Origin of the sequence: Rickettsia endosymbiont of Lasioglossum villosulum (assembly GCF_964026455.1) — a bacterium.
Taxonomy (GTDB): Bacteria; Pseudomonadota; Alphaproteobacteria; order Rickettsiales; family Rickettsiaceae; genus Rickettsia.
This window is the reverse complement of sequence record NZ_OZ032152.1, coordinates 1,097,165-1,118,912: the sequence shown is the minus strand read 5'-3', so window position 1 is coordinate 1,118,912 and position 21,748 is coordinate 1,097,165. Positions and strand designations below refer to the sequence as shown.

The window sequence follows — 21,748 nt, the reverse complement described above, 5'->3', positions numbered from 1 at the left end:
CACGGGATCCAGTAAAAAATACAAATATAAAAGCTCGATTTATCTCGCTTTATTCTGGATCTAGTTCCCAAGCCACGGGATGACACTGATACTTAAGTTGGCACCTATATGCTTTTGCAACGATGACATAAAATTATTTTTTGATATTTTGTCTTGTACTTTTTCTTATTTCATTAACATCTTTTATATAATCATCAATATCATCGGCATCTAATATAGGTGCATGTTCAAAAAGCTCTTTCAAAGTTTTTTTAGGTTTATCAATTGGATGAGCAGGAGTAATCCTTGCCACAATATTATTACCTTTTTGAATATCAAAGCTTTCGCCTTTATAATAAACACGGTTAATAATATCGGAAAATGAACGTACAACTTCTGTTGCTCTAACAATCTGTGCCATATCTATATCCTAATAAAATTATCATACTTTATGTATTATACTATTTTATGTAATGTATGTAAATTATATTATGTCATCTAGTTGCTTGTCCACGGTAGTAAGTAAAAACAACTTTCGATACTAATAATTTTAGTACCTTAAGCTGGATCCCGCGATCAAGTCGCGGGATGACAGAGGAAAAATCGATCCACGCGGGCAATGCCCCCACGGGACGACAGTATGAGTATATTAATCACTAAAGCTTTGGTTGATATTTTTCCTAGCACTTCTTATATCTTTTAAGCGTTCATGGACTTTTTCGAAGACTTGTTTAGGAAGAATAGAAGTATTGATTTGTAAAAATTCGTCATCTTTTAGCTTGATAGAGAAAGAGGGTTCTTGAAATTCTGGTCCATCGATTTCTCTAGCAATCTTTATATAATAACCGATAATATGGCTGTTATAATAATCGCTTTTACTGATCATTTTTTTAGCTATCTTATTAATATTCATATCAGTTTTAGCAGTATAAGTAACAGTTAGTGCAATACCGAGCATTAGACGCTGTCTATGGCTAAAGGGAATATCTGAAGACAGAATAAATTCTGAAACGAAATTAGCTCTAAGTGTTTTATCGATATTTTTGTTATACTGAGCAAGCATTATAGCTAGCTCGACTGTTATTAGAGTAGTATCATCTGGATTAATGAGAAGATATTTTACAGCTTCAATATATTGATCGATTTTACATATATTTCTATCAAATTTTACTAATCTCTTAACTCGCTCATAAATAATATCTTTTTCTTTTTCATTATCCGGTAGTGAATCAAACCTCACCCCTTCTTTTAAGCCATAATTTGAGATGATAATTTTTTCTGGAGAAAATACTTTAATCATCGCCTTTATTACTAAAACAGCGTTATAATTAATCGCTTTTTGTTCATAATAGCTAAGCTTTAACTTATCGATTTGTGATAATTTTTCCAAATATAACTCAAATTCTACACGGCTTATTTCAAAGTTATGTAAATTTTTAAGAGGGTAATTAATAGACTCCATATATATTCGGCTCATTAAACGTAATGCACCACCGATTAAATATAGATTAGGATAATGCTCAAGACCAAATTCTTTTTCAATTAATTCAGTAATAAGCCCAAGATTATCAAAATTATTATTAGCAATAATCCGCGTGCCAAGCGGTAGCGATTTTAATTTACCAACTTTTTTATCTGCAATTTGTGCAAGCTCTAAACTGCCGCCACCAAGATCAGCTACAATACCTGAAGCATCGCTAATTCCTGAAATTAAACCGGCAGCGGTTAAATAAGCTTCACGTTCACCTGAGATAATCTCAACTTCAATATTGAATTTCTTTTCGATTATTGCTTTAAATTCTTCTGCTTTTGGGTGTCCCCTGAGTATAGCTGTTGCAACGCATCTGATATTAGTAACAGAAAGCTTAGTAAAAATATGAGTGAGATATTGTAGAGATAAATATGTTTGATGTTTTATATCTAAATTATCTAAATTGAGTAGATTGGTTAGGTAATTTTTGAATTTATAATTAAAAATTTCAGGAGCTCCAAGCTCATCGGTTTCATAAACTACAGCTCTTAAAGCATTTGAACCGATATCAATAATAGCTGAACGCATCTTCGTATATACTTCTTTTCTTTTAAGAGTAGAATTATACTCAAATCATTTGGGTATATATTACTCACTGTTTTCTGGAGCAACAGCAGCCTCTTCTGTCTTATTAGAAGTTTCGTTATTATTTGCTCGCGGATCAAAAGGTACTTGAGTAGGTACAAAAGTCGGCGGTAATAATCTACTGGTAAAAAACTTATCCTCAAAATATTTAATCTTACGAGATTTTATCGGAGGAAAAGACTCTATTAAAACAATCTGCTCGTTTCTTGGTAACTGTATTACTTCTTGAGGTAAAAGTAAAGCCCTTTGAACTTGAGAAACATTTTGTGTTCTAGTAGAAATATTAAGATCAAAAAATATAGGTTTGCTGAATGATCTTTGTTCTACAGTTTTATTACCTACTAATTGTGATATTAAATTTGCGGTTTCATAGTTATTAGCAGCAAAGGTAATACGATATGTTGAGTTAGATAAGAAAGAGTTCATACCCGCATCTTCATATGTTCCTTTTAGCTGCTGTGTATCTTGAATAATTAAGAATAAACGAACTCTATAACCCCTGAAATAAGCAATACCTGCTTTGAACGTATCCATCTTACCAAGTGTTGGGAACTCATCAAGTAAGAACATCACGCCATAAGGTTCTTCTTTTAAATCAGGCATTTTTCGGCTTAAAAACTCTGTAGCTTGCTGATAAAATACCTGCATTAATTTCTGCAAACGTTGTATATTATCAGGAGTAAGACCTACATATACAGTTGTTTTTATTTTCTTGAATTCTTGCACGTTAAAGTCAGAAGAAGCAGTAGCAGAGTCAATTAATGGGTTTGCCCATAACTCAAGTGATGAGTTCATGGTTGATATAACACCTGAACGCTCTTTATCGGCTTTTTGTAGGAAAGCTGCAATATTCATATATGCAACAGGGTGAATTATCCCGCCCAAAGTATCAAGCACGACCGCTAGATTATAGACTACGTCATCACTTCTCATGGTACGCACCACTTCACCAAAGGATTTGGTTTTAACAGGATCGGCTATTAAATATAAAGTTACGCCCAAGAATAAGCTTCGTGCTTCATTATTCCAGAAATCCTTTTCAGGCATAATAAGGTTTGAAATTTTTTGTACGTCATCAACCATTTGTCCAGGCTTAGTACTAACCCAGTCAATCGGATTATAGCAGTGAGTAATACCATCTGGGTTAGATGGTTCCCATACAAAGACTTTCTGACCTTGTTTCTCACGCCAACCGCTCGTTAAGCCATGGTTTTCAAGTTTTATGTCATGAACAACTACTGAATCAGACCAAAATAATAGGTTAGGTATAACAAAGCCCACACCTTTACCAGAACCGGTAGGAGCAAATAATAAGGCGTGCTGGAATCCATCAGCAACAAAATAACCACCACTATCAACTCCGATTAGCATACCTTTTTTAGCTCTAAGACCAGCCGATTCAACATCTGCAGGACTTGCCCATCTGGCATCACCATAGACTTTTTCGGGTTGCTCAAAAAATTGTAGCGATTTGATTCTCTCAAAGTTCTTAATGTAAAATATTATAACGACAAGAGCAGGACCAAGAAGTGAAGCAAGTAGCTTTAATTTTAAATAGTTATAATCAGAGATTTTTAATTGTCCCCAAACGCTAACAAGCCAATAAGCCCATTTATAAGCAATATTTATAGCAGTTACATCTACTCCAAGAGTCCCAATTTCATTGGTAAAGATTGCAACAAATGCACCACTTATCCATAAGGTACTAAAAATAACAACCGGATGAATTATAGCATGACCGAATATATTTCTAGTGACTTTGAGTATGTTATGCCATTCCATTTAGTAATCCTTGATTTTTATTTTTTATGTCATTGCGAGCGACTAAAAGGAGCGTGGCAATCTCAGGAGTATTGTACTGTTTTATGAGATTGCCGCGTCGATGCTATGCATCTCCTCGCAATGACGCTCTCACTACACCATTCCTTCGGCGTTTTTATTCTTTTTATAATATACTTCCGATACATATCTTTTACCGCCGCTGCCACGTTTTAATTGTACTACAATATCTACAACTGTTAAAATATATTTTTTTACTTCTTCAGGTGGCATACCAAGATCAGCTTGCATAACCATCAATTTTAGTTGTTCAATTGCCATAGCAGGACTATCAGCGTGAAGTGTAGATATAGAACCTGGGTGACCAGTATTAATAGCTCGCAAGAAACTAAAAGCTTCTTTACCTCGAAGCTCACCAACTATAATTCTATCAGGTCTTAAACGCAAACACGCTTCTATTAGATCTTGAGTAGTAACGTTTGCTCGTCCTTGTCCACCTTTAGAAGCAAGCAAATGAACTCTATTAGGGTGACTAGATAATACAACCTCACGAGCATCTTCTACTGTAATTAATCTTTCCAATTGAGGTATTTCAGTAAGTGCTGCATTAGTGAAAGTAGTTTTACCTGTTGAAGTACCGCCGCTAATTATAATATTTTTCTTTGAAATAACTGCGTGTTTAATGAATTCTTTTATCTTTTTTTCAGCTAAATATCCGTTTAGAATTATTTCATCTTGATCTACTAAACTTTCTGTTGCGGTTTCATCAAAAGCTCCCATTTTAGCGTATTCATCTAGAGTTAGATTCATACCGCTTGGCTTTCTTATAGAATAAATGATTTGCCCTATTTCACAAGCAGGTGGAAATACTATTTGAATACGATAACCATTTGGAAGTGTGGCTGAAAGTAAAGGTTTTTCTTCTGAAATCATTTGTTCAGTAGATTGAGCAACTAAACGTCCAAGCGAAAGTAAATGTTCCGCGTCAAGCTCTGGTAATTGTTTAGAATATATATCTCCTTTCTTCTCAACCCATGCTTCTCCAGGTTTATTAACCATAATCTCGTTAATACTATCTTCAGCAAATAATTCTTTAAACGGTAATAAAAAGGTTTCTAAGGCAGCGAATGCATCACTCATTTTACTACCTTTGATTTTGTTAAAACAGTAGCAGGGAATTTATAATCCTTATTAACGTATATCTTAATCGGAGTACCTTGATTAATCGTTGTAGTAGGTTTAAATTGCTGCTGAGTTATCATATTTTGTACAGTATTAGTAATATCTGTAAAAGCTTGCGTAGAAGCTTGTTGTGCCTGAGTTGGATTTGATGCTATAGAAGTACTAGTAAGCAAGCTTGAAGCAGCTGTATTAACCGCTTGTACTAATGTAGCTAGCCTCTGTTCAGGTGTATTTGCCGAAGAAGCATCTTGGGCAGTTGTACAGGCTTGTGTCATTGTAGTATAGGCAGTAGATGTTTTATCAGTAATAGCAGCTAAAACATTTGTACAAATTGTAACTATTCTTGTATTTAGATCCAAACTAGTATTTTGGGAAATTGTTTGAGCAGTATTTAATAACTGAGTAGCAATAGCACTATTAGTAGCAGCAGCTTGTGAGTTTATAGGCGGAGGTACTAATTTATCGAGAACCTTGGCAATTCCTATATTGAAAGCAGACTGTAATACTGAGTTAGCAAACTGCTCCTTATATTTATTATCTACTCTTCCTTGTACCCCTGGTCTTCCTAAATTATCAACTGCAGGCGAATCAAATGCTATAGTATAGCCATTAGTTAAGTCTATTCTATCACATATTACAGAAACTCTGCCATAGCTATCTGCTGAAGTTGAAGTTGCATATTTACCAAATACTTTCGATCCTTTCGGTATTAATATTATTTTATCTTTCTCAGAATATACATCTCTACTAATAATAGCTCTTATTTCGCCACCAAGATCGCTATTTATAGCTGTTTCAAGTACTGCCTCAATTAATTTACCACGCCCTAAGATTAAAGACATGTCACCACGATCTTTAAATACTGCATCCGCAGCAACTTGTTCAGCTGTCTTCTTAGGTTCTACGCCGCTAACTAGCACAATAGATGATGTTCTTTTTGCTTGTTTACGCTTCTTTTCCTCATCACTTTCAACTAAAGGTCCGTTTGTTGAAGGTAACGAAATAGGCGGAGCTGGAAGTGTTTTTGACTTATCCGTTTCTACTGGGGTAGTTGGAGGTAAAACTGGTGGTACTTCCACTACCGGAGGGGTAGGTGGAGGTGGTGTCGGTGTCTCAAGCTTTGGTGGATCCGGTAATTTAGGTATTTCAGGTACGTTATCTGAATTATCTTCAACAGGTTTAACAATATTGCTAGGTATATTAGTGTTTTGAATTTCTTCTTTTTTAGGAGCAAAGAAAAGAGAATAAAAAATATATATAAGAATACCGCAAATTACAACTACGATAGCGATACTTTTATTAAAACTCACTGAAACTTTTGATAATTCTTTTTGAACTTCAGGTGTATCCGCTCCTGATAAAGAACTGTTATTGTTTTGCTCTTCGGCCATATTTAAATTATATTATAGTTTGTTGTTATTAAGTGGCAATCTCAGGAGTTTGCTTTATGAGATTGCCGCACTCCTTGCAGTCGCTCGCAATGACGTAAACTATACTAGTATCTTGCCATGTAATTATTGCTTGTTCTATTCTTAGAATAGTCAAATTTAATTACATATACTAACTCTTTCTCATGACCTTCCATTAACTCAACAGAAGAAATATCAAATTCATATGTTCTTTTGTTAGTTATGATAGTCATGTTAGTACGAATATATTTTTCAAGAGGTTTTATAAATAAACGATTACCAATAGGAGTTAGTTTCCACGCATAGGCGTCTCCAAGGATGATATTTTGAACTTCTTCATTTTTAGCAAATTCTATATGTGCTTGAAAACCGAAATGCAGTGTTAATAAATAAACTTCATTAGGATTATATATATATGTTTGTATCCTATTATCCCTAGTTATAGATAAATCATCCAAATAATTATTACTGATATTACTACATGGATCATTTTCTAAAAGTGGGCAGTCAGCATTAGCTATTAAGCCACTTAAATATATAAAAATTAAAAAACAAAATCTAACTATTATCATCGTCTACCCTATATCCGTTAACTTGAAATCCTACAGGATTTATATCAAGTTCTGAATCTGTTAATTGCATTGGTACGTAAGCATAACTTACTACTGCTATTTTATTATAAACTGTTTGATTTCCTGTTGCTTCATTTACGGAAAATCTAACTATATATTTGTCTGAGGCAATTTTTGACCATGACTTTACTACTAAATAAGTCGTATTATTTTCCTGATACTTTAAACTTGGATCGTTGTTTTTATCTCTTATATACCCAAGATGACCATAAAAAACATTACTCGTTGAAAGTAATCTTATAGTAGTGCGTGCCAAGGTAGTGAAATCAACAAAATTATATGTTTCTCTTGCATTTATATATTTTTTTATAAAATATCTTGTAAGAGATTCATCTGCAGTAAGCACTGGTGATGAAATAGGTTCTACTACTGATGCACGACCGGTAGTATCATCAAGCTGAATGACAAAAGGATCAATTTGTTTAGATTTTACCACAAAAGCTATTACTAAAGTAGATATTACCATAAAAATTGATAATATTATTAGTAATATTATTAATAAGTTACGTTGAACAATCAGCTTATCAGCACGTTCTTCATACCAATTTTGAGTTATCTTTAGCGGATTTGCTTGGTTTTGCTCGCTCTTTGCATCATTTTGTGCTTTATCACTTGATTTAAAGAAGCCGAATATATTATCTAACATACTTCTATTGTTATATTAAACGGTTACTAGCGAAATAAGTGTCATTGATATATTTATGCTATATCTATTATAGAATTAACCGGTCTTCTTACACAAGGATTCATACTTAACTCTGCTTCATCATTAATTTCAGCTGCAACACACGGGCTTTTAATTTCGTAAGGTGCTGAGGGTGTACATGATAATAATTGTGAAAGCATAATTAATAATACCCCAAACTTGAATAATTTTAACATCTTAAATATATAATAGTGGTTTATTTTATTACTTGTTTAAATTAGCTTAGTATATAATTGTTCACAAGCATTTTTTACAAAAATTTATTTTAAGTGTAAAAAAATATTAAAAAGATTGTAAACAGTGTTATATAACAATAATATTGATACAATATTATTACCATCAATAATTATTATTGTATAATTTAAATTTATAAATTATTTATTTTAATTTTAAAATTAAGTAGTATTTTGGTATTGTAGCAACAATATAAAGTTATTTTATAACTTAAATAATCTTAAATTAACAAATGATAATTATATTAAAATAATTATGCTAAGGTTATGGGGATAAAAATACTCATCAATTACTAAATAATTATGGATCCAGTACTTAGTGCCGTACAAGAATATGTTAAATCCGGCGAATATTTTAGTGATGCAAGAAAATGGTACAGCTTTAAATATGTAGTGCCGTTAAGTAGTAGGTCTCTTTTACTTTTAGCATGTGCAACATTTACGTTATTACTTACTATTATTTGTATAAATATTGATGTATTATTACCTATAAAAGAAAAAATAAGTTACTTGATAAAATCTAGTACCGAAAAACAAGCTACTATTACTAACACTAAAGAATCTGCATTGCGTGACCCTTATGGTTCTGTTGCTAATATTATGCTCAAAAATTACGTACTACAGCGAGAGGAATATAATTATGATTTATTAAAACAACAATTTGTTTTTATTAAAAATAGTTCTACAAGTATTGTTTATATGCAATTTGCTAATTTTATGAATATTGATAACCCGCTATCACCGGTTATGCGATATCAAAAATTATATAGGCGTTCAATTAATATAACATCAATTCAAAATATAAATAATAATGAAGTAGCTGTTACTTTTGAGTCATTAGCTAAAAATAGTGCAGGGGAAGTTTTAGAAAATATGTTATGGGAAGCAAAAATAGGTTATATAATGGATTCTATCGGTGCAAATCTTCCGCCTAATGCTCCATTTAATTTTACTGTTACCAGTTATAAGCTAAAATTATTAAAAGATAAAAACCAGAAATAATATGAAGCGATTAATAATATTTTTTACAATAATATTTTTTACATTAAATATATTTGCTATTAGAGAGTCAAGACCTTTGGGGCAAGATTCTCGTTTAAGAGTTATGGTTTATAACCCTGATGATGTTTTTAAATTTACAGGATATTACGGCTATCAAGCAAGTATAGAACTTGCAAGAGATGAAGAAATAGTGAGTATCTCTATGGGTGATACTACTTCTTGGCAAATAGTACCTGCAGGTCATAGGATTTTTATTAAACCGATGGAACAGGATGCCACTACTAATATGACTTTAATTACTAATAAACGAACATATTTCTTTGAACTATACGCTGCTGAGACTCTTGATATGCGTGATCCAGAAATGGTTTTTAACGTAAAATTTCTTTATCCAGATGATGACAATGATAATGCTGGTGGTCACATGCAAACTTATATTGCCTCTTCGGCAAGCCCTGATCTTAATCATCCAGAAAAATATAACTTTAACTATTATATTAGCGGTAGTGAAGAAATAGCTCCTATCAAAATTTTTGACGATGGCGAATTCACCTATCTACAATTTAGAGATAAAAATTCTGAAATTCCTGGTATTTTTGCTGTAGATGATTCACTGCGTGAGTCTTTAGTAAATTATCGTCTCGCTCCAGATAACCCTAATTTAGTTATTCTTGAACAAGTATTCCCAAAACTTGCTGTGCGTAAAGGTAAAAAGATTACTTGTATATTCAATGAATCTTTTAGAGCATACTGATACTCGATGAACTTGAAAAATTGGCTGCGTCGTCTTTGTAAGTCCTCGGCTGCTCACGTATTAAGTATACGCTCCGCACCTCGGCTTACAGTCTCCTTGCTCTTTTTCAAGTTGATCTTCGTATTATCCTTCACTTAACTATATACATATGTCCCATTTAATATATTTTTTTGCTTTAATATTACTGACTTCGGGTTTATTTATAATGCTTACAAGTCATAATTATATTCATAAAATTATAGGTCTTGGGGTTTTTCAAAGTTCAGTATTAGTTTTTTATTTAGCTTTGGGTAAAGTTAAAACAGGTATTGTACCTATTATGCAAGAAAGCGTCACCACCTACACCAGCCCGTTGCCTCATGTATTGATGCTAACAGCTATAGTAGTGGGTTTTGCAACACTTAGCGTAGCTCTAAGTTTCATATATCAAATTTATAAACACTTTGGTACAATATCAGAAAACGAAATTAGTTTTGATAAATAGATATATTTCTAGTATGTTATTTGTAACCACCTGTCATCCCGCGACTTGATCGCGGGATCCAGCTTAAAGTACTAAAATTATTAGTATCAAAAGTTGTTTTTACTTACTACCGTGGACAAGCCACAGGATGACACCGATTTGAATAAAAACCCATGATCCTAGCCAACCATTTCCCAATCTTACAGATTTTATTCCCATTTGCAGGGGCATTACTTGCGACAATATTTTTTCGTTTTATTTTATTAACTCGAATCATTACTATCTGCTGTGTTTTAACAAGTTTTATAATTAGTATTTACGGGTATTTTATTGTAAAAAATACTGAAATTTCTTATGTGATGGGAGGATGGGCTTCCTCTATCGGGATTGAGTATTATTTAAACTCTTTGAATCAAGCTATTATTATTTACCTTAATTCGGTTTTATTATTCTTTCTAATTTTTTGCTACAATATCACTAACCAAACTATCCTAAAATATATTAACATTAGTAGAAGAACTTTATTTTACGCCATATTACTGTTTGCTCATATGGGTTATTTAGGAATGGTTAGTACTAATGATTTCTTTAATTTATATGTATTTATAGAGATTTCAGCACTTAGTAGCTACGTTCTGATAGCTAGCGGTGGTAACCATAAATCCTTAATAGGTGCTCTTGATTATTTAATAATGGGTAGTATTGGGGCAACTTTAATTCTTATAGCCATAGGCTTTCTGCTAAGCATTACAGGTAGTTTAAATATGTTGGATGTAGCTGGATTTTTACAAAAATATTCTAATTCAAATATTGTAACTTTATCTATAGGATTTTTCTTAATAGGGGTTATTTTAAAAACTGCTTTTTTCCCTATGCATTTTTGGATGATGAGAGCTTATAGCAGCACCGCTTCAGTGATTCTAGTATATTTGGCAGAAATTTCGACTATAATAGGTGTATATATAATATATAAATTTACCTATCTCATTATAAATTATGAAACGATTAAACTAGCAATTAACAATTTTATAAGACCTATTGCTTTATTGACGCTTATTATAGTCCCGTATTTTGCTTATAAGTCTGAGAGTTTTAAGAAAATTATAGTATATTCGTGTATTACTCAAATAGGCTATGTATTTTTGTTATATGTTACCGATAGCGGTATGAAAATTTTGCCATGCTTATTGATTATAGATAGCATAAATAAAATAGCTCTTTTTCTAATTGCTGCTTATAAAGAAGCATATTCGAAAAAACCGAACCAAGTTTTAGTAATAATAGCTGTAATTTGTAGCAGCGGCTTGCCAATTAGCCCATTATTTTTTGTTAAGGTAAGTATTCTAGAATTATTTTTAAAGCAAAATCTATTATTAGATTTTATAATAATTTTACTAAGCTCGGTAGGATCATTATTCTATCACTATAAAATGGTGAAACTTTTATTTTTGCAAAAGCAAGAATCAACTTAAGAAAAGAAAAAGCTTTTGATGTTATTACTTGTATAAGCCGAGAGGTATCTTCGGTGTCATCCCGTGGTCAAGCCGCGGGAGACATTGTTGCGTGGATCGAAAGTCGTCTGAGCTACGCGAATGAAATGAGCGTGGCAATCTAGAAAAAATAATAAAAAATACTATAAATTAGCATTTTTTAGCTGGATTGCTTCGTCAATTACTTCGTAATTTCCTTAGCTTAGACGGAAAAACCGATCCACGCAGGCAATGCCGCCACGGGATGACACTGAGGATGCTTTTCGAGGTACGTAACAACGCCGAAAAAGCTAACTAGATGACACAATAAAATCCTGAGATTGCTGCGTCGTGGCTTTGCCACTCCTCGCAATGGTGTTGATAACTAATAAAAACATAATAACATGCTAGCACAATTTACCACTCCGAATCTTTTGATTCTATCAACTTTACTAGTTGGTATGCTGAATTTAACTAGTCCGTTTGTGACTAAAGAAGATAGTTTTACACGTAATTTTTTACTTATTGCTATCGGGATTTTTTTCTTTAGTAATATTCTAATTATTGATTGGATATTTTTAAAAGGCGTAAGAGCAGGGTTTAAGTTCCATATATTCGGTAATTATTTTATAGGTTTTCATCTCGAACCTTTAGGGCTGATCTTCTTAAGTTTGATTAGCTTTTTATGGATTTGTTCGCTGCTTTATACTCCGAAATATCTTGCTATTAATAATATAGAAAACTCTTCAAGGTTTTTATTCTTCTTTAATCTAACTATTCTTATCGGCGTTTTAATTGCCCTATCTAGCAATTTATTTACGATGTTTATTTGTTATGAGCTTTTAACAATTTCTACGGCTTTTTTAATAGGGCATACTAAAAATAACATAGTGCTTACGGGATTATATAAATATTTAAAAATTTTGATGATCACCGGAATTATGTTATTTTTGCCGGCTATTATAATCATTTATGCTAAAATCGGTAATGGGGATTTCGGAAGTAAAGGGCTAATGCTAGAGCATTTTTCTAAAAATCAGTCTATTCTTTTATTGCTAATGTTTATTTTCGGTATTGCAAAGACAGCGATTTTTCCAGTACATACATGGCTTCCCGCAGCAATGGTTGCACATTATCCTGTCAGTAGTTTACTGCATGCAGTGATAGTAGTAAAAACCGGCTTATTTTGTATTTATAAAATTTTAGTATATATATTTGGCTTATCATACTTACAAGAAATATTTGAAGCATTTAACTGGCTGATTTTTATTCCGATAGTCAGCATTTTTTATAGTACATTTAAAGCTTTTGGAACGGATAATATTAAGAAAATACTTGCTTATTCCACTATGAATCAATTAAGTATAGCATTGCTTAGTGCTTTTATGCTAACGCCTAAGTCCTTAGCCGTTGCAACTCTACATTTAGTATCGCATTCTTTTACAAAGATTTGTTTATTTTATAGTATGGGGAGTATTTATAGCCTAAAGAAAGCCAATCAAGTGCAGGATTTAGCAGGTACTTCAAAAGAATTCCCATTGATTTCTTTTATGATATTAATATCGTCATTATCACTAATCGGTATTCCGATATTAAGCGGCTTCATAAGTAAATTCTCAATTTTATTGGCAGCAGCCGAACAGAATCAGTTTATCGTGATGGCTGTTATAATAATTAGTAGTATATTCTCAAGCCTGTATCTTATCAAAATATTAGGATTTATTTACAAACCTTCTTCGACTGAAACCTCAAATATAGCAAAACAGCTTCCGCAGCTTATGCAAATAAGTATCATGATCTGCTGTGCTGCTGTGATATTCTTTTACTTCATCCAAATTCTAATCAAGAAGTTTTTAGGATATATTTAAATTTATACTTTTCTGTACAAAAGTGTTGCATCGCCGTAGCTAAAAAAACGCATTTGTTCTTTTATGGCGTATTTATATAGTTCGTGCATTTCTTTAAAGCCAGCAAAAGCACAAACTAGCATAAATAAAGTAGATTTTGGGAAATGAAAATTAGTAAGCAACATGTCGACTATTTGAAATTTAAATCCTGGAGTTATAAAGATATCGGTTTCAAACTCGCCAGAATTTAAATTGCCATTTATAGCAGAGCTTTCAAGAGTTCTAAGGCTTGTAGTGCCGACTGCTATAATACGTCTTTTTTCTTGTTTAGCCTTATTTATAATTGCAGCGGTTTCAGGAGTAATAGAGCAATATTCCGTATGCATTTTATGCTCGTTAATATTCTCGGTTTTAACTGGCATAAAAGTTCCTGCTCCGACATGTAGAGTTACAAACGCCACTTGCACCCCTTTTTCTTTAAGCTTATTTATTATATCGTTTGTGAAATGTAAGCCTGCCGTTGGTGCAGCAACCGAACCTTGAATATTGCTATAAACTGTTTGATAACGTTCATCGTCGAGTTTATTGTCATTGCGAGGCATCCTTTGGGACGCCGTGGCAATCTCAGGATTTTGTAACGAGATTGCCGTGTCAGGACTGTGTCTTTCCTCGCAATGACGTTGAGCTAGCGATTTTTGAAATGGTCTCTTAATATAAAGTGGTAATGGCATTTCACCATATTTATCTAAAAACTCAAACACCGAAATATTAGCAAGTTCAAATTTAATTTTAATCTCACCCATTTCGAGCTTTTCGGTGATAATTATTTTATGATCATCAAAATAAAACTCATCGCCTATCTTTAGCTTACGTGCAGGTTTTGCAAAAGCTGACCAATAGTCGATTGATTTAAGTTTGCCTAGATCGTCGTTCGTCACTATATCCTTAAGTTTTTGATTTAAGTTTATGGTGATGTTTTTGTCTAAATTTAACTTGGCTTTGATCACTTTACTGTTATTAAAAACTAATAGATCCCCTTCTTTTAAATAATCAATAATATTGTAAAATTTGGTCTTGACATATTGCTGTGTAGAAGCAATTAATAAATTTGACTCATCACGTTTGCTTACTGGGTTTTGAACGATTAGCTCTAAAGGTAAGTCAAAGTCAAAATCGGATAATTTCATGAGATTTGTATTAAAGATTTAGAAAAATTATCATTCATTTGTTAAGAAAGAACAGATTAAAGTAAATAAACTTTAGTGTGGTGGAGGCAAGTAGTACGATTTGCTAACCACCACGGATAAAAAACAGTATATAAATGAAGCTTTTTTTATGCAACAAAATTTACAAGCAGGATGAATTTAAGGGGACAAATTGTCCTTGTCCGTTTTTCAGCCAAACATACTATCTGCTCCAAGGACATTAGTATCATCATTTATATTTTGTTGTTCTATTAATTCCTCAAGCTCTTCTTTTATGCCCATAAATTTTGACGCTGTAAACTTATTATTTAAAAGCTTGTGTATATCAGTTATTATTTGGTCTCGGTCGATTGTCCTAATAAGGAGAGGAGTTTTTTGTATTATGTATTTTATAGTATCTTCTATTATAGATTTATCTTTTATGTTAGCATTATTAGCTATTTTATCATTTAACTTATCTACTAACTTTTGAAAATTACTATGTTCTTCCAATAAATTCTTATTTCTCTGTAAATATTTCTCAATTATAATTTGACTTTGTTGATCCATATTATTTTGTTCTAAATCTATACGCATAATAGTAGTACTTTCTTTTAAAGCTTCAATAATTGCGTTTATTCCTACAGTCCCTATATAATTCGCATTAAGGCAAAGATGCGTAAGAGTCTTAAGTTGTAAAACTTCGGCTAATACTGATATTTTTTGATTACCTAAATCACACCCGCTAAAATCAAGTTTCTTTAGTTGTGTACTTGCTTTTAGAGCTTCAGTAATAATTTTTATACTTTGGTCACTTATAGTGCTGCCCATAAAATCGATAGCGGTAATTGTCTTGATAACTTTTAATTTATCTGCAACCAATTTAGCAAAATCATCTGTTATTATTTGATAACAAAGACTGACAGAGGTAGGATCATGAAAAAATTTATTTACTGTTTCAGCAAGTTCGTTATTTTTTGAAAGTATTTGTTTTTGCTGTTCCTCATATTTCTTTTCTACCTCCTTTTCTGTATTTAAGTTCTGTGCTTTTTTCTCTGCTATAGTTTTATTTCTTTGTAAATATTCATTAATTGTTTCTAATATTGTCTTACTTATATTGTTTCCTGAAAGGTCAAGATGAGTTAGAGAGTCATTATCTTTAAGTGCTTCAGCGATAAACTTTGCCCCGCTATTGCTTATATTGTTATTTGAAAAATAAAGTTCAGTTAAAGAGTTATTACCTTTAAGTGCTTCAGCGATGAACTTTGCTCCAGTGTTGCCTATTTTGTTTCCTCCAAGGAACAGCATAGTTAAATGGTTATTAGCTTTAAGGGCAGCAGCTAATTCTTTTGCTCCAGAATCGTCTATTTGGTTCTTATGAAGATTAAGCATAGTACCATGATTTCTTAAGTTATCTGCTTTTTGCTTTAATCCTCTTTTTTCTAGAAATTCTATTAACTTTTCATGTGAGGTTTTTGCTGCTGATACTTCTTGTGGAGTTTGAAACTGTCCTTTAAACATACTTATATCCTTATCAAATTCTATAATTTTTAATATTTTGTTAAAAATGAGCTATGGGAAGAATCTAGATAAAAAGATTTAAGAATGCAATAGAAATTTAACTAAAGATACAAATTAATAACTTAGAGTAACTAGGAAAATATAGGTATTAGTAAGGAATAAAGGGAAATAATAGAAAGTTTTAATAACTAGTAACAATTACCACTTACAATTATAACAGAATATTTAAGAATTTTTATTAAGATGTAAATATAGAAAGTATTTTAGGCAGAGCTAATAATAACCGTTTCTGTAGTTGCTTCGCTCAAAAACAATGACCGCTCCATTTGTCGACGTTTCACCAAGCCTTGCAGCTTCACACCGCCTTTAGCTTTTACCCACCTTAGCAGCTCATCGGCGGCGTTTGAGTATTCGCCTCGGTTAGGCGTTGTTGCGTGGATCAGTTTTTCTCGTCATTGCGAGGAAAAACTGTAAGTTTTGACTAAGCAATCTCAGGAGTTTTCCCTCATGAGATTGCCACGTCGCTACGCTCCTCGCAATGACGATTTGACATCCACGCAACAACGCCTACCGTGGTTTGGGAACTAGATCCAGAAAATAATAAAAAATACTAATTTATTAGTATTTTTAACTGACTCTAGTTCATAAATCAATAGTACCAGACAGTTATTAAAAAGACCCCGTTATTGCGAGGAAAAACTATAAGTTTTGACGAAGCAATCTCAGGAGTTTTTCCTCATGAGATTGCCACGTCGCTACGCTCCTCGCAATGATGACTTGGATCCATTTAACATACTTATAATAATAATAACTGTCCGGTATTATAGGTCAAGCCACGGGATGACATCGAGGGTGCTATTCGATCCATGCGGGCAATGCCTCCCGTGATTTATTCACGGGATTCAAAAAAACAACTTTTAATACTAATAATTTTAATATTTTTAACTGGATCCCGTGAATAAATCACGGGATGACAGGAGAAAATGATCCACGCGGGCAATGTCGTCAGCGGCACATTGTAATATTGATAGATTTAGTATTTGCTAACCTAACGCTAAAACATGAAAAGCTTGATTATAGCTTGTGTTCGCCGTTCGATGTGTTTGTTGAAATAATAAAAAATGATGAATGGTGGAGGCAAAGGGAATCGAACCCTTGACCCTCTGCGTGCAAAGCAGATGCTCTACCCCTGAGCTATGCCCCCAATATGTGACTTATTACATAAGTTACTGAAGTGGAATTGTTATATTTGTAAGTAATTAAATCAAACTAAGCTAAATTTTTGACTAAGTTCCAAGGTAGCACTTGCCCATTATTTCCTAATACCAAATCTCCAGAAGATTTAATTTCGGCAGCTAAAAAAGAAGAACCTTGTTGAGGAATATATTTTGATGGTATAATCTCTTCGCCTTTATAAAAATGTACTTTAGCTGATTCCCTAGCGGTTGGGTTGTTTTTAGAAGCAGTTTTTGCTTTAGACATAGCTTAATAATTTTTTAACTTAAATTAGATTTTGTAGAATATAATTTTTTTTTGCCGGATTGTCAATAGTTGCTTAACTTAAAAGATATATTATTTTGAAATTAGACTGCATCATTGCGAGGAAATTAAAAATTTTTTATTATTTTCTGGATCCCGTGGACAAGCCACGGGATGACATATAATTACTTTTTGGCTTCGTTATTTGCAGCTGGAGGTAACATAATTTTTAAATCAGCTTTAGCTTCTAAATCGCTAATATATTTTTTTAGTATTTCTGCTGCTAATACATTATCGATAGTCATTTTAGCTTCTTCTTTAGTTGGGATAGGTACAGGTTTTTTCTCAAGAACCTTAATGATATGCCAACCATAGTCAGTTTTCACTGGTGTTGAAACTTCGTTTACTTTTAAAGCAAAGGCTTTGTTTTCAAACTCAGGTACTAACTGCCCTGGTTGATTTAATAAAATGTAACCGATTACACCACCATTTGTAGCTGAAGCTTTATCAAGAGAAGATTCTCCTGCAAGTTTAGCAAAATCTGCACCTTTGTTTAATTTATTTTTTAAATCATTAGCTTCTTTTTCAGATTTAACTAAAATATGAGCAACTTTTATTTGTTCTTTACCTTTTAAGCTAGTTACATATTTATTATATTCCTCATCAAACATCTTATCAGTAAGATTAGATTTTACATAATTTTCTAATAATTCTTTTTGAGCTAATTGATTTTTTGCATTTTCAAGCTTTTCTTGGAATTCTTTAGAAGAGGTGATGTTTGACTTCTCAACTTCTTTCTTTAATAAAATATTATTAACATAAATTCGTATCAATTTATCTTGATCCTGTGGTGGAAAATCGTCAAAATTTTTGATAGTTTCACCTGAAGGAAGATTAAGTTGTGGTTTGAATTCTTTCATTATCTGTGATTCCCTTACTTCACCACCTGTGTAAGTAGCAACTACTCTGTCTGAGTTATCTGCAAAAGCTATACTAGAAAGCATACTAACGGATAAAAGTACAATTGATAGTTTTTTCATTATTTATGACTCATAATTTGTTAAATATAAGTTTAAATCCTATAAAAATAATAAATACCCGTCAACAGCTATTTTATAATATTTATTTATTAATAATTATTTACGGATTATTCTGCAACAGGGATGCTTGAAATAAATATATAACTAATTGATAATTTTATAAAATAGCCTATATTTATATGTACAAAAATATATTTAAGGATTTTGATGTTTTCTATATTGAAAAAAATTTTTGGTACGGCAAATGATCGTACGATAAAAAAACTATTTTCTGACATTGCAAAAATTAATTCACTTGAACCCGCAATTCAAAAATTATCAGATGAAGAATTAAAAAATAAAACTATAGAATTTAAGAAAAAACTTAAAAATGGTGCTACTTTAGATGATATAGCATATGAAGCATTTGCGGTAGTTAGAGAGGCTTCTAGAAGAGTATATGGAATGCGTCATTTTGATGTGCAGCTTATAGGTGGTTTGGTATTACATAGAGGAATGATTACCGAAATGCGTACAGGGGAGGGTAAGACCTTAGTTGCAACACTTCCAGCATATTTAAACGCTTTAGCTGAGAAAGGTGTACATGTCGTAACAGTTAATGATTATCTTGTTAGCCGTGATTCCGCTTCCATGGGCAAGATTTATAATTTTTTAGGTTTATCAGTTGGGTGTATTGTTGCTGGTATGCCAGATGAAGCTAAGCGAGAAGCTTATAATTCTGATATTACATATGCCACAAATAACGAGCTTGGCTTTGATTACCTAAGAGATAATATGAAATATAGCTTGCAGGAGCGAGTACTTCGTCCTTTTAACTTTGCTATTATCGATGAAGTAGATTCGATTTTAATAGATGAAGCAAGAACTCCATTGGTTATTTCTGGTCCAGTTAATGATAATTCAGAATTATATGGTAAAGTCGATAAGCTTGTACGCATGCTTAATGTAAGTGATTTTGAAAAAGATGAAAAATTAAAAACTATCAATTTAACGGAAAGCGGTATTAGTCATGTAGAATCGCTTTTAAGTCAAGCAAATATTATAAAGCCTGAGTCTGGTTTATATGACTTTGAAAATTTAAGCTTAGTGCATTACGTTAATCAAGCCCTTAGAGCTCACAACATGTTTACAATCGATGTAGATTATTTAGTACGTGATGGTAAGGTAATGATCATAGATGAGTTTACAGGACGTGTAATGGAAGGGCGTAGATATTCTGAAGGGCTACATCAAGCGTTAGAAGCAAAAGAAAACGTAAAAATCCAAAATGAAAACCAAACGCTTGCATCTATTACTTTCCAAAATTATTTCCGTAATTACCCTAAATTATCAGGCATGACTGGTACAGCTATGACCGAAGCACCAGAGCTAAAAGACATATATAATCTTGATGTAGTAGCAGTACCGACTCATAATAAAGTTACAAGACGTGATCTTGATGACGAAATTTATGGAAGCAAAAAAGAAAAATATGATGCTATTTTAAAGCTAATTAAAGATTGTCATGATCGTGGTCAGCCGGTGCTTGTCGGTACTGTAAGTATTGAAAAGTCGGAAGAAATTTCCAATGTTCTAAATAAAAACAAAATACCTCATAAAGTATTAAATGCTAAATTCCACGAGCAGGAAGCATTTATTATCGCCCAAGCAGGTAGATTTAAAGCAGTAACAATTGCAACTAATATGGCAGGACGAGGCACTGATATTATGCTTGGCGGTAATCCTGAAATGCTGATAGAGCAGATAGATAGAAAATCTTTAACTAATGCTGCTTATAAAGAAAAAGTAAATGAGATAAAAGCTCAAATAGCTGAAGAGAAAAAGCAAGTAATTGCAGCAGGTGGGTTATTTGTAATAGGTACAGAACGGCACGAAAGTCGTAGGATAGATAATCAGCTGCGTGGTAGATCGGGCAGACAAGGTGACCCAGGTAATACTAAATTTTTCCTATCACTTGATGATGATTTAATGCGTATTTTTGCCTCAGAACGTATTTCAGGAGTGCTTCGGACGCTTGGCTTAAAAGATGGTGAGGCGATACATCACCCAATGATTAGCCGATCACTTGAGAAAGCTCAGCAAAAAGTTGAGGGGCATAACTATGAAATACGTAAAAATTTATTACGCTTTGATGATGTAATGAATGATCAACGTAAAATAATATACGAACAAAGAACTGAAATTATTAAATCTAAAGATAGTTATGACTTCTTAAGTAGTACTACTGAGGAATTAGCTAAAAAAATAGTGCTAACTTTTATGCCAGCAGGCTCTTATAGAGAAGATTGGGATATAGAGAATTTAAGCGTAGAACTACACCGCACCTTTGCTATAAAGCTTGATCAAAATCTAATAAGCAAAAATGATGTAACAGAAGAAGAAGTTACAAAAATTGTTATTCAAACAGCGGATAGTATATATAAGTCTAAGGAGGAAGCTTATAGTCCTGACTTAATGCATAATGCTGTAAAATATATTTTATTAACTACTCTTGATCAAGTTTGGAAAGATCACTTGCATAGCTTAGATCACTTAAGACAAGGTATATCTCTTAGAGCTTATGCCCAAAAAGATCCTTTGAGCGAATATAAAAGAGAGGCATTTAACTTATTTGAGCATATGCTTAATAATTTAAAAGAACTCTTTATTCAAACAGTCTACCACTTCCATATTGACTTAAAGCATATTCAGAAAGAAGATATATCGCTTGAAAATAAAAAGCTGCAAAATAATATGCATGAAAGCCGTGAAGATCCGGCATTTAGTAAGTATAATGCAGGTAGTAACTTAGAAACTGATCTTAGACCTGTCATATCACGCATTAACCCAGAGGATAGAGACCCTAAAAATCCTACAAGCTGGGGCAAAGTATCTAGAAATGAGCTATGTCCTTGTGGCTCAGGTAAGAAATATAAATATTGCCACGGACTAAACGAGTAGGAAATTAAACACT

Annotated in this window: 20 protein-coding genes, 1 tRNA gene and 2 pseudogenes; 7 read left to right on the top strand and 16 right to left on the bottom strand. The window is 32.5% G+C overall.

What is annotated here, in order from left to right:
- Positions 1-133 precede the first annotated feature (133 nt).
- The 8 genes from AAGD49_RS05470 to AAGD49_RS05435 all read right to left on the bottom strand — a co-directional run bounded on the left by AAGD49_RS05470 (position 134) and on the right by AAGD49_RS05435 (position 7,979).
- Positions 134-400 (bottom strand): antitoxin, encoded by a 267-nt coding sequence (locus tag AAGD49_RS05470; protein ID WP_341788266.1) that lies wholly within the window; start codon positions 398-400, stop codon positions 134-136.
- 228 nt (positions 401-628) lie between these two features.
- Positions 629-2,038: a Ppx/GppA phosphatase family protein gene (locus tag AAGD49_RS05465; RefSeq protein ID WP_341788265.1), complete on the bottom strand. Its 1,410-nt coding sequence runs from the start codon at positions 2,036-2,038 to the stop codon at positions 629-631.
- Between the two features lie 60 nt (positions 2,039-2,098).
- Positions 2,099-3,877 (bottom strand): type IV secretory system conjugative DNA transfer family protein, encoded by a 1,779-nt coding sequence (locus AAGD49_RS05460; RefSeq protein ID WP_341788264.1) that lies wholly within the window; start codon positions 3,875-3,877, stop codon positions 2,099-2,101.
- Positions 3,878-4,009: 132 nt separating this feature from the next.
- A complete protein-coding gene (gene virB11, locus AAGD49_RS05455; protein ID WP_341788263.1) occupies positions 4,010-5,014 on the bottom strand; it encodes a P-type DNA transfer ATPase VirB11 in 1,005 nt (334 codons plus the stop codon).
- Positions 5,011-6,447: a TrbI/VirB10 family protein gene (locus tag AAGD49_RS05450; RefSeq protein ID WP_341788262.1), complete on the bottom strand. Its 1,437-nt coding sequence runs from the start codon at positions 6,445-6,447 to the stop codon at positions 5,011-5,013. Before AAGD49_RS05450 ends, virB11 begins: the two co-directional genes overlap by 4 nt.
- 104 nt (positions 6,448-6,551) lie before the next feature.
- Positions 6,552-7,037, bottom strand: coding sequence for a TrbG/VirB9 family P-type conjugative transfer protein (locus AAGD49_RS05445; protein ID WP_011477674.1), 486 nt, complete (start codon positions 7,035-7,037; stop codon positions 6,552-6,554).
- Positions 7,024-7,743, bottom strand: a complete 720-nt coding sequence (locus AAGD49_RS05440) for a virB8 family protein (RefSeq protein ID WP_341788261.1) — start codon at positions 7,741-7,743, stop codon at positions 7,024-7,026. The genes AAGD49_RS05445 and AAGD49_RS05440 overlap by 14 nt, the downstream gene beginning before the upstream one ends.
- A gap of 53 nt (positions 7,744-7,796) precedes the next feature.
- Complete coding sequence (locus AAGD49_RS05435) at positions 7,797-7,979, bottom strand: DUF2706 domain-containing protein (RefSeq protein ID WP_016948043.1); 183 nt, start codon at positions 7,977-7,979, stop codon at positions 7,797-7,799.
- 360 nt (positions 7,980-8,339) lie between these two features.
- On the opposite strand from AAGD49_RS05435, the gene AAGD49_RS05430 reads away from it, so the two are divergent.
- Positions 8,340-9,038, top strand: a complete 699-nt coding sequence (locus tag AAGD49_RS05430; protein ID WP_341788260.1) for a VirB8/TrbF family protein — start codon at positions 8,340-8,342, stop codon at positions 9,036-9,038.
- Between the two features lies 1 nt (position 9,039).
- On the top strand, positions 9,040-9,792 hold the full coding sequence (virB9, locus tag AAGD49_RS05425) for a P-type conjugative transfer protein VirB9 (protein WP_341788259.1): 753 nt from the start codon (positions 9,040-9,042) through the stop codon (positions 9,790-9,792).
- Here virB9 and AAGD49_RS07600 read toward each other — a convergent pair.
- Positions 9,779-9,902: pseudogene (locus AAGD49_RS07600) on the bottom strand (palindromic element RPE5 domain-containing protein). The gene virB9 and the pseudogene AAGD49_RS07600 overlap by 14 nt on opposite strands.
- Before the next feature lie 38 nt (positions 9,903-9,940).
- Between AAGD49_RS07600 and AAGD49_RS05415 the strand changes: the two are divergent.
- From AAGD49_RS05415 to AAGD49_RS05405, 3 genes are all read left to right on the top strand, one after another.
- Positions 9,941-10,276, top strand: coding sequence for a Na+/H+ antiporter subunit C (locus tag AAGD49_RS05415; RefSeq protein WP_341788258.1), 336 nt, complete (start codon positions 9,941-9,943; stop codon positions 10,274-10,276).
- Positions 10,277-10,428: 152 nt separating this feature from the next.
- Positions 10,429-11,727 (top strand): proton-conducting transporter membrane subunit, encoded by a 1,299-nt coding sequence (locus tag AAGD49_RS05410; protein ID WP_341788257.1) that lies wholly within the window; start codon positions 10,429-10,431, stop codon positions 11,725-11,727.
- 401 nt (positions 11,728-12,128) lie between these two features.
- A complete protein-coding gene (locus tag AAGD49_RS05405) occupies positions 12,129-13,592 on the top strand; it encodes a proton-conducting transporter membrane subunit (RefSeq protein ID WP_341788256.1) in 1,464 nt (487 codons plus the stop codon).
- Positions 13,593-13,594: 2 nt separating this feature from the next.
- On the opposite strand, the gene queA is transcribed toward AAGD49_RS05405, so the two are convergent.
- The 4 genes and pseudogenes from queA to AAGD49_RS07590 form a co-directional block, all read right to left on the bottom strand.
- Positions 13,595-14,758, bottom strand: a complete 1,164-nt coding sequence (gene queA, locus AAGD49_RS05400) for a tRNA preQ1(34) S-adenosylmethionine ribosyltransferase-isomerase QueA (RefSeq protein ID WP_341788255.1) — start codon at positions 14,756-14,758, stop codon at positions 13,595-13,597.
- A gap of 207 nt (positions 14,759-14,965) precedes the next feature.
- On the bottom strand, positions 14,966-16,276 hold the full coding sequence (locus tag AAGD49_RS05395; protein WP_341788254.1) for a ribonuclease inhibitor: 1,311 nt from the start codon (positions 16,274-16,276) through the stop codon (positions 14,966-14,968).
- 263 nt (positions 16,277-16,539) lie between these two features.
- Positions 16,540-16,665, bottom strand: coding sequence for a lysozyme (locus AAGD49_RS07595; protein WP_410525918.1), 126 nt, complete (start codon positions 16,663-16,665; stop codon positions 16,540-16,542).
- Positions 16,666-16,714: 49 nt separating this feature from the next.
- Positions 16,715-16,841 (bottom strand): annotated as a pseudogene (locus AAGD49_RS07590) (polysaccharide polymerase); the annotation flags it as partial.
- Positions 16,842-17,246: 405 nt separating this feature from the next.
- On the opposite strand from AAGD49_RS07590, the gene AAGD49_RS05390 reads away from it, so the two are divergent.
- Entirely contained in the window at positions 17,247-17,435 is a 189-nt protein-coding gene (locus tag AAGD49_RS05390; protein WP_341788253.1) for a hypothetical protein, read from the top strand.
- On the opposite strand, the gene AAGD49_RS05385 is transcribed toward AAGD49_RS05390, so the two are convergent.
- The 3 genes from AAGD49_RS05385 to AAGD49_RS05375 all read right to left on the bottom strand — a co-directional run bounded on the left by AAGD49_RS05385 (position 17,406) and on the right by AAGD49_RS05375 (position 18,795).
- Positions 17,406-17,480 (bottom strand) — tRNA-Ala (locus tag AAGD49_RS05385). The two genes, AAGD49_RS05390 and AAGD49_RS05385, sit on opposite strands and share 30 nt — an antisense overlap.
- A gap of 65 nt (positions 17,481-17,545) precedes the next feature.
- On the bottom strand, positions 17,546-17,758 hold the full coding sequence (locus tag AAGD49_RS05380; RefSeq protein WP_011477565.1) for a hypothetical protein: 213 nt from the start codon (positions 17,756-17,758) through the stop codon (positions 17,546-17,548).
- A 182-nt stretch (positions 17,759-17,940) separates the two neighbouring features.
- Positions 17,941-18,795 carry a peptidylprolyl isomerase gene (locus tag AAGD49_RS05375; RefSeq protein ID WP_341788252.1) on the bottom strand — a complete coding sequence of 285 codons (855 nt, stop codon included), beginning with the start codon at positions 18,793-18,795 and terminating at the stop codon, positions 17,941-17,943.
- Positions 18,796-19,002: 207 nt separating this feature from the next.
- Here AAGD49_RS05375 and secA point away from each other — a divergent pair, with 207 nt between their 5' ends.
- Positions 19,003-21,735 (top strand): preprotein translocase subunit SecA, encoded by a 2,733-nt coding sequence (gene secA, locus AAGD49_RS05370; RefSeq protein WP_341788251.1) that lies wholly within the window; start codon positions 19,003-19,005, stop codon positions 21,733-21,735.
- Positions 21,736-21,748: the final 13 nt, after the last annotated feature.

Excerpts from the sequence above, each read along its gene's own strand:
- AAGD49_RS05470 (WP_341788266.1), bottom strand. The coding sequence starts at position 400 with ATGGCACAGATTGTTAGAGCAACAGAAGTTGTACGTTCATTTTCCGAT.
- AAGD49_RS05465 (WP_341788265.1), bottom strand. The coding sequence starts at position 2,038 with ATGCGTTCAGCTATTATTGATATCGGTTCAAATGCTTTAAGAGCTGTA.
- AAGD49_RS05460 (WP_341788264.1), bottom strand. The coding sequence starts at position 3,877 with ATGGAATGGCATAACATACTCAAAGTCACTAGAAATATATTCGGTCAT.
- virB11 (WP_341788263.1), bottom strand. The coding sequence starts at position 5,014 with ATGAGTGATGCATTCGCTGCCTTAGAAACCTTTTTATTACCGTTTAAA.
- AAGD49_RS05450 (WP_341788262.1), bottom strand. The coding sequence starts at position 6,447 with ATGGCCGAAGAGCAAAACAATAACAGTTCTTTATCAGGAGCGGATACA.
- AAGD49_RS05445 (WP_011477674.1), bottom strand. The coding sequence starts at position 7,037 with ATGATAATAGTTAGATTTTGTTTTTTAATTTTTATATATTTAAGTGGC.
- AAGD49_RS05440 (WP_341788261.1), bottom strand. The coding sequence starts at position 7,743 with ATGTTAGATAATATATTCGGCTTCTTTAAATCAAGTGATAAAGCACAA.
- AAGD49_RS05435 (WP_016948043.1), bottom strand. The coding sequence starts at position 7,979 with ATGTTAAAATTATTCAAGTTTGGGGTATTATTAATTATGCTTTCACAA.
- AAGD49_RS05430 (WP_341788260.1), top strand. The coding sequence starts at position 8,340 with ATGGATCCAGTACTTAGTGCCGTACAAGAATATGTTAAATCCGGCGAA.
- virB9 (WP_341788259.1), top strand. The coding sequence starts at position 9,040 with ATGAAGCGATTAATAATATTTTTTACAATAATATTTTTTACATTAAAT.
- AAGD49_RS05415 (WP_341788258.1), top strand. The coding sequence starts at position 9,941 with ATGTCCCATTTAATATATTTTTTTGCTTTAATATTACTGACTTCGGGT.
- AAGD49_RS05410 (WP_341788257.1), top strand. The coding sequence starts at position 10,429 with ATGATCCTAGCCAACCATTTCCCAATCTTACAGATTTTATTCCCATTT.
- AAGD49_RS05405 (WP_341788256.1), top strand. The coding sequence starts at position 12,129 with ATGCTAGCACAATTTACCACTCCGAATCTTTTGATTCTATCAACTTTA.
- queA (WP_341788255.1), bottom strand. The coding sequence starts at position 14,758 with ATGAAATTATCCGATTTTGACTTTGACTTACCTTTAGAGCTAATCGTT.
- AAGD49_RS05395 (WP_341788254.1), bottom strand. The coding sequence starts at position 16,276 with ATGTTTAAAGGACAGTTTCAAACTCCACAAGAAGTATCAGCAGCAAAA.
- AAGD49_RS05390 (WP_341788253.1), top strand. The coding sequence starts at position 17,247 with ATGACAGGAGAAAATGATCCACGCGGGCAATGTCGTCAGCGGCACATT.
- AAGD49_RS05380 (WP_011477565.1), bottom strand. The coding sequence starts at position 17,758 with ATGTCTAAAGCAAAAACTGCTTCTAAAAACAACCCAACCGCTAGGGAA.
- AAGD49_RS05375 (WP_341788252.1), bottom strand. The coding sequence starts at position 18,795 with ATGAAAAAACTATCAATTGTACTTTTATCCGTTAGTATGCTTTCTAGT.
- secA (WP_341788251.1), top strand. The coding sequence starts at position 19,003 with ATGTTTTCTATATTGAAAAAAATTTTTGGTACGGCAAATGATCGTACG.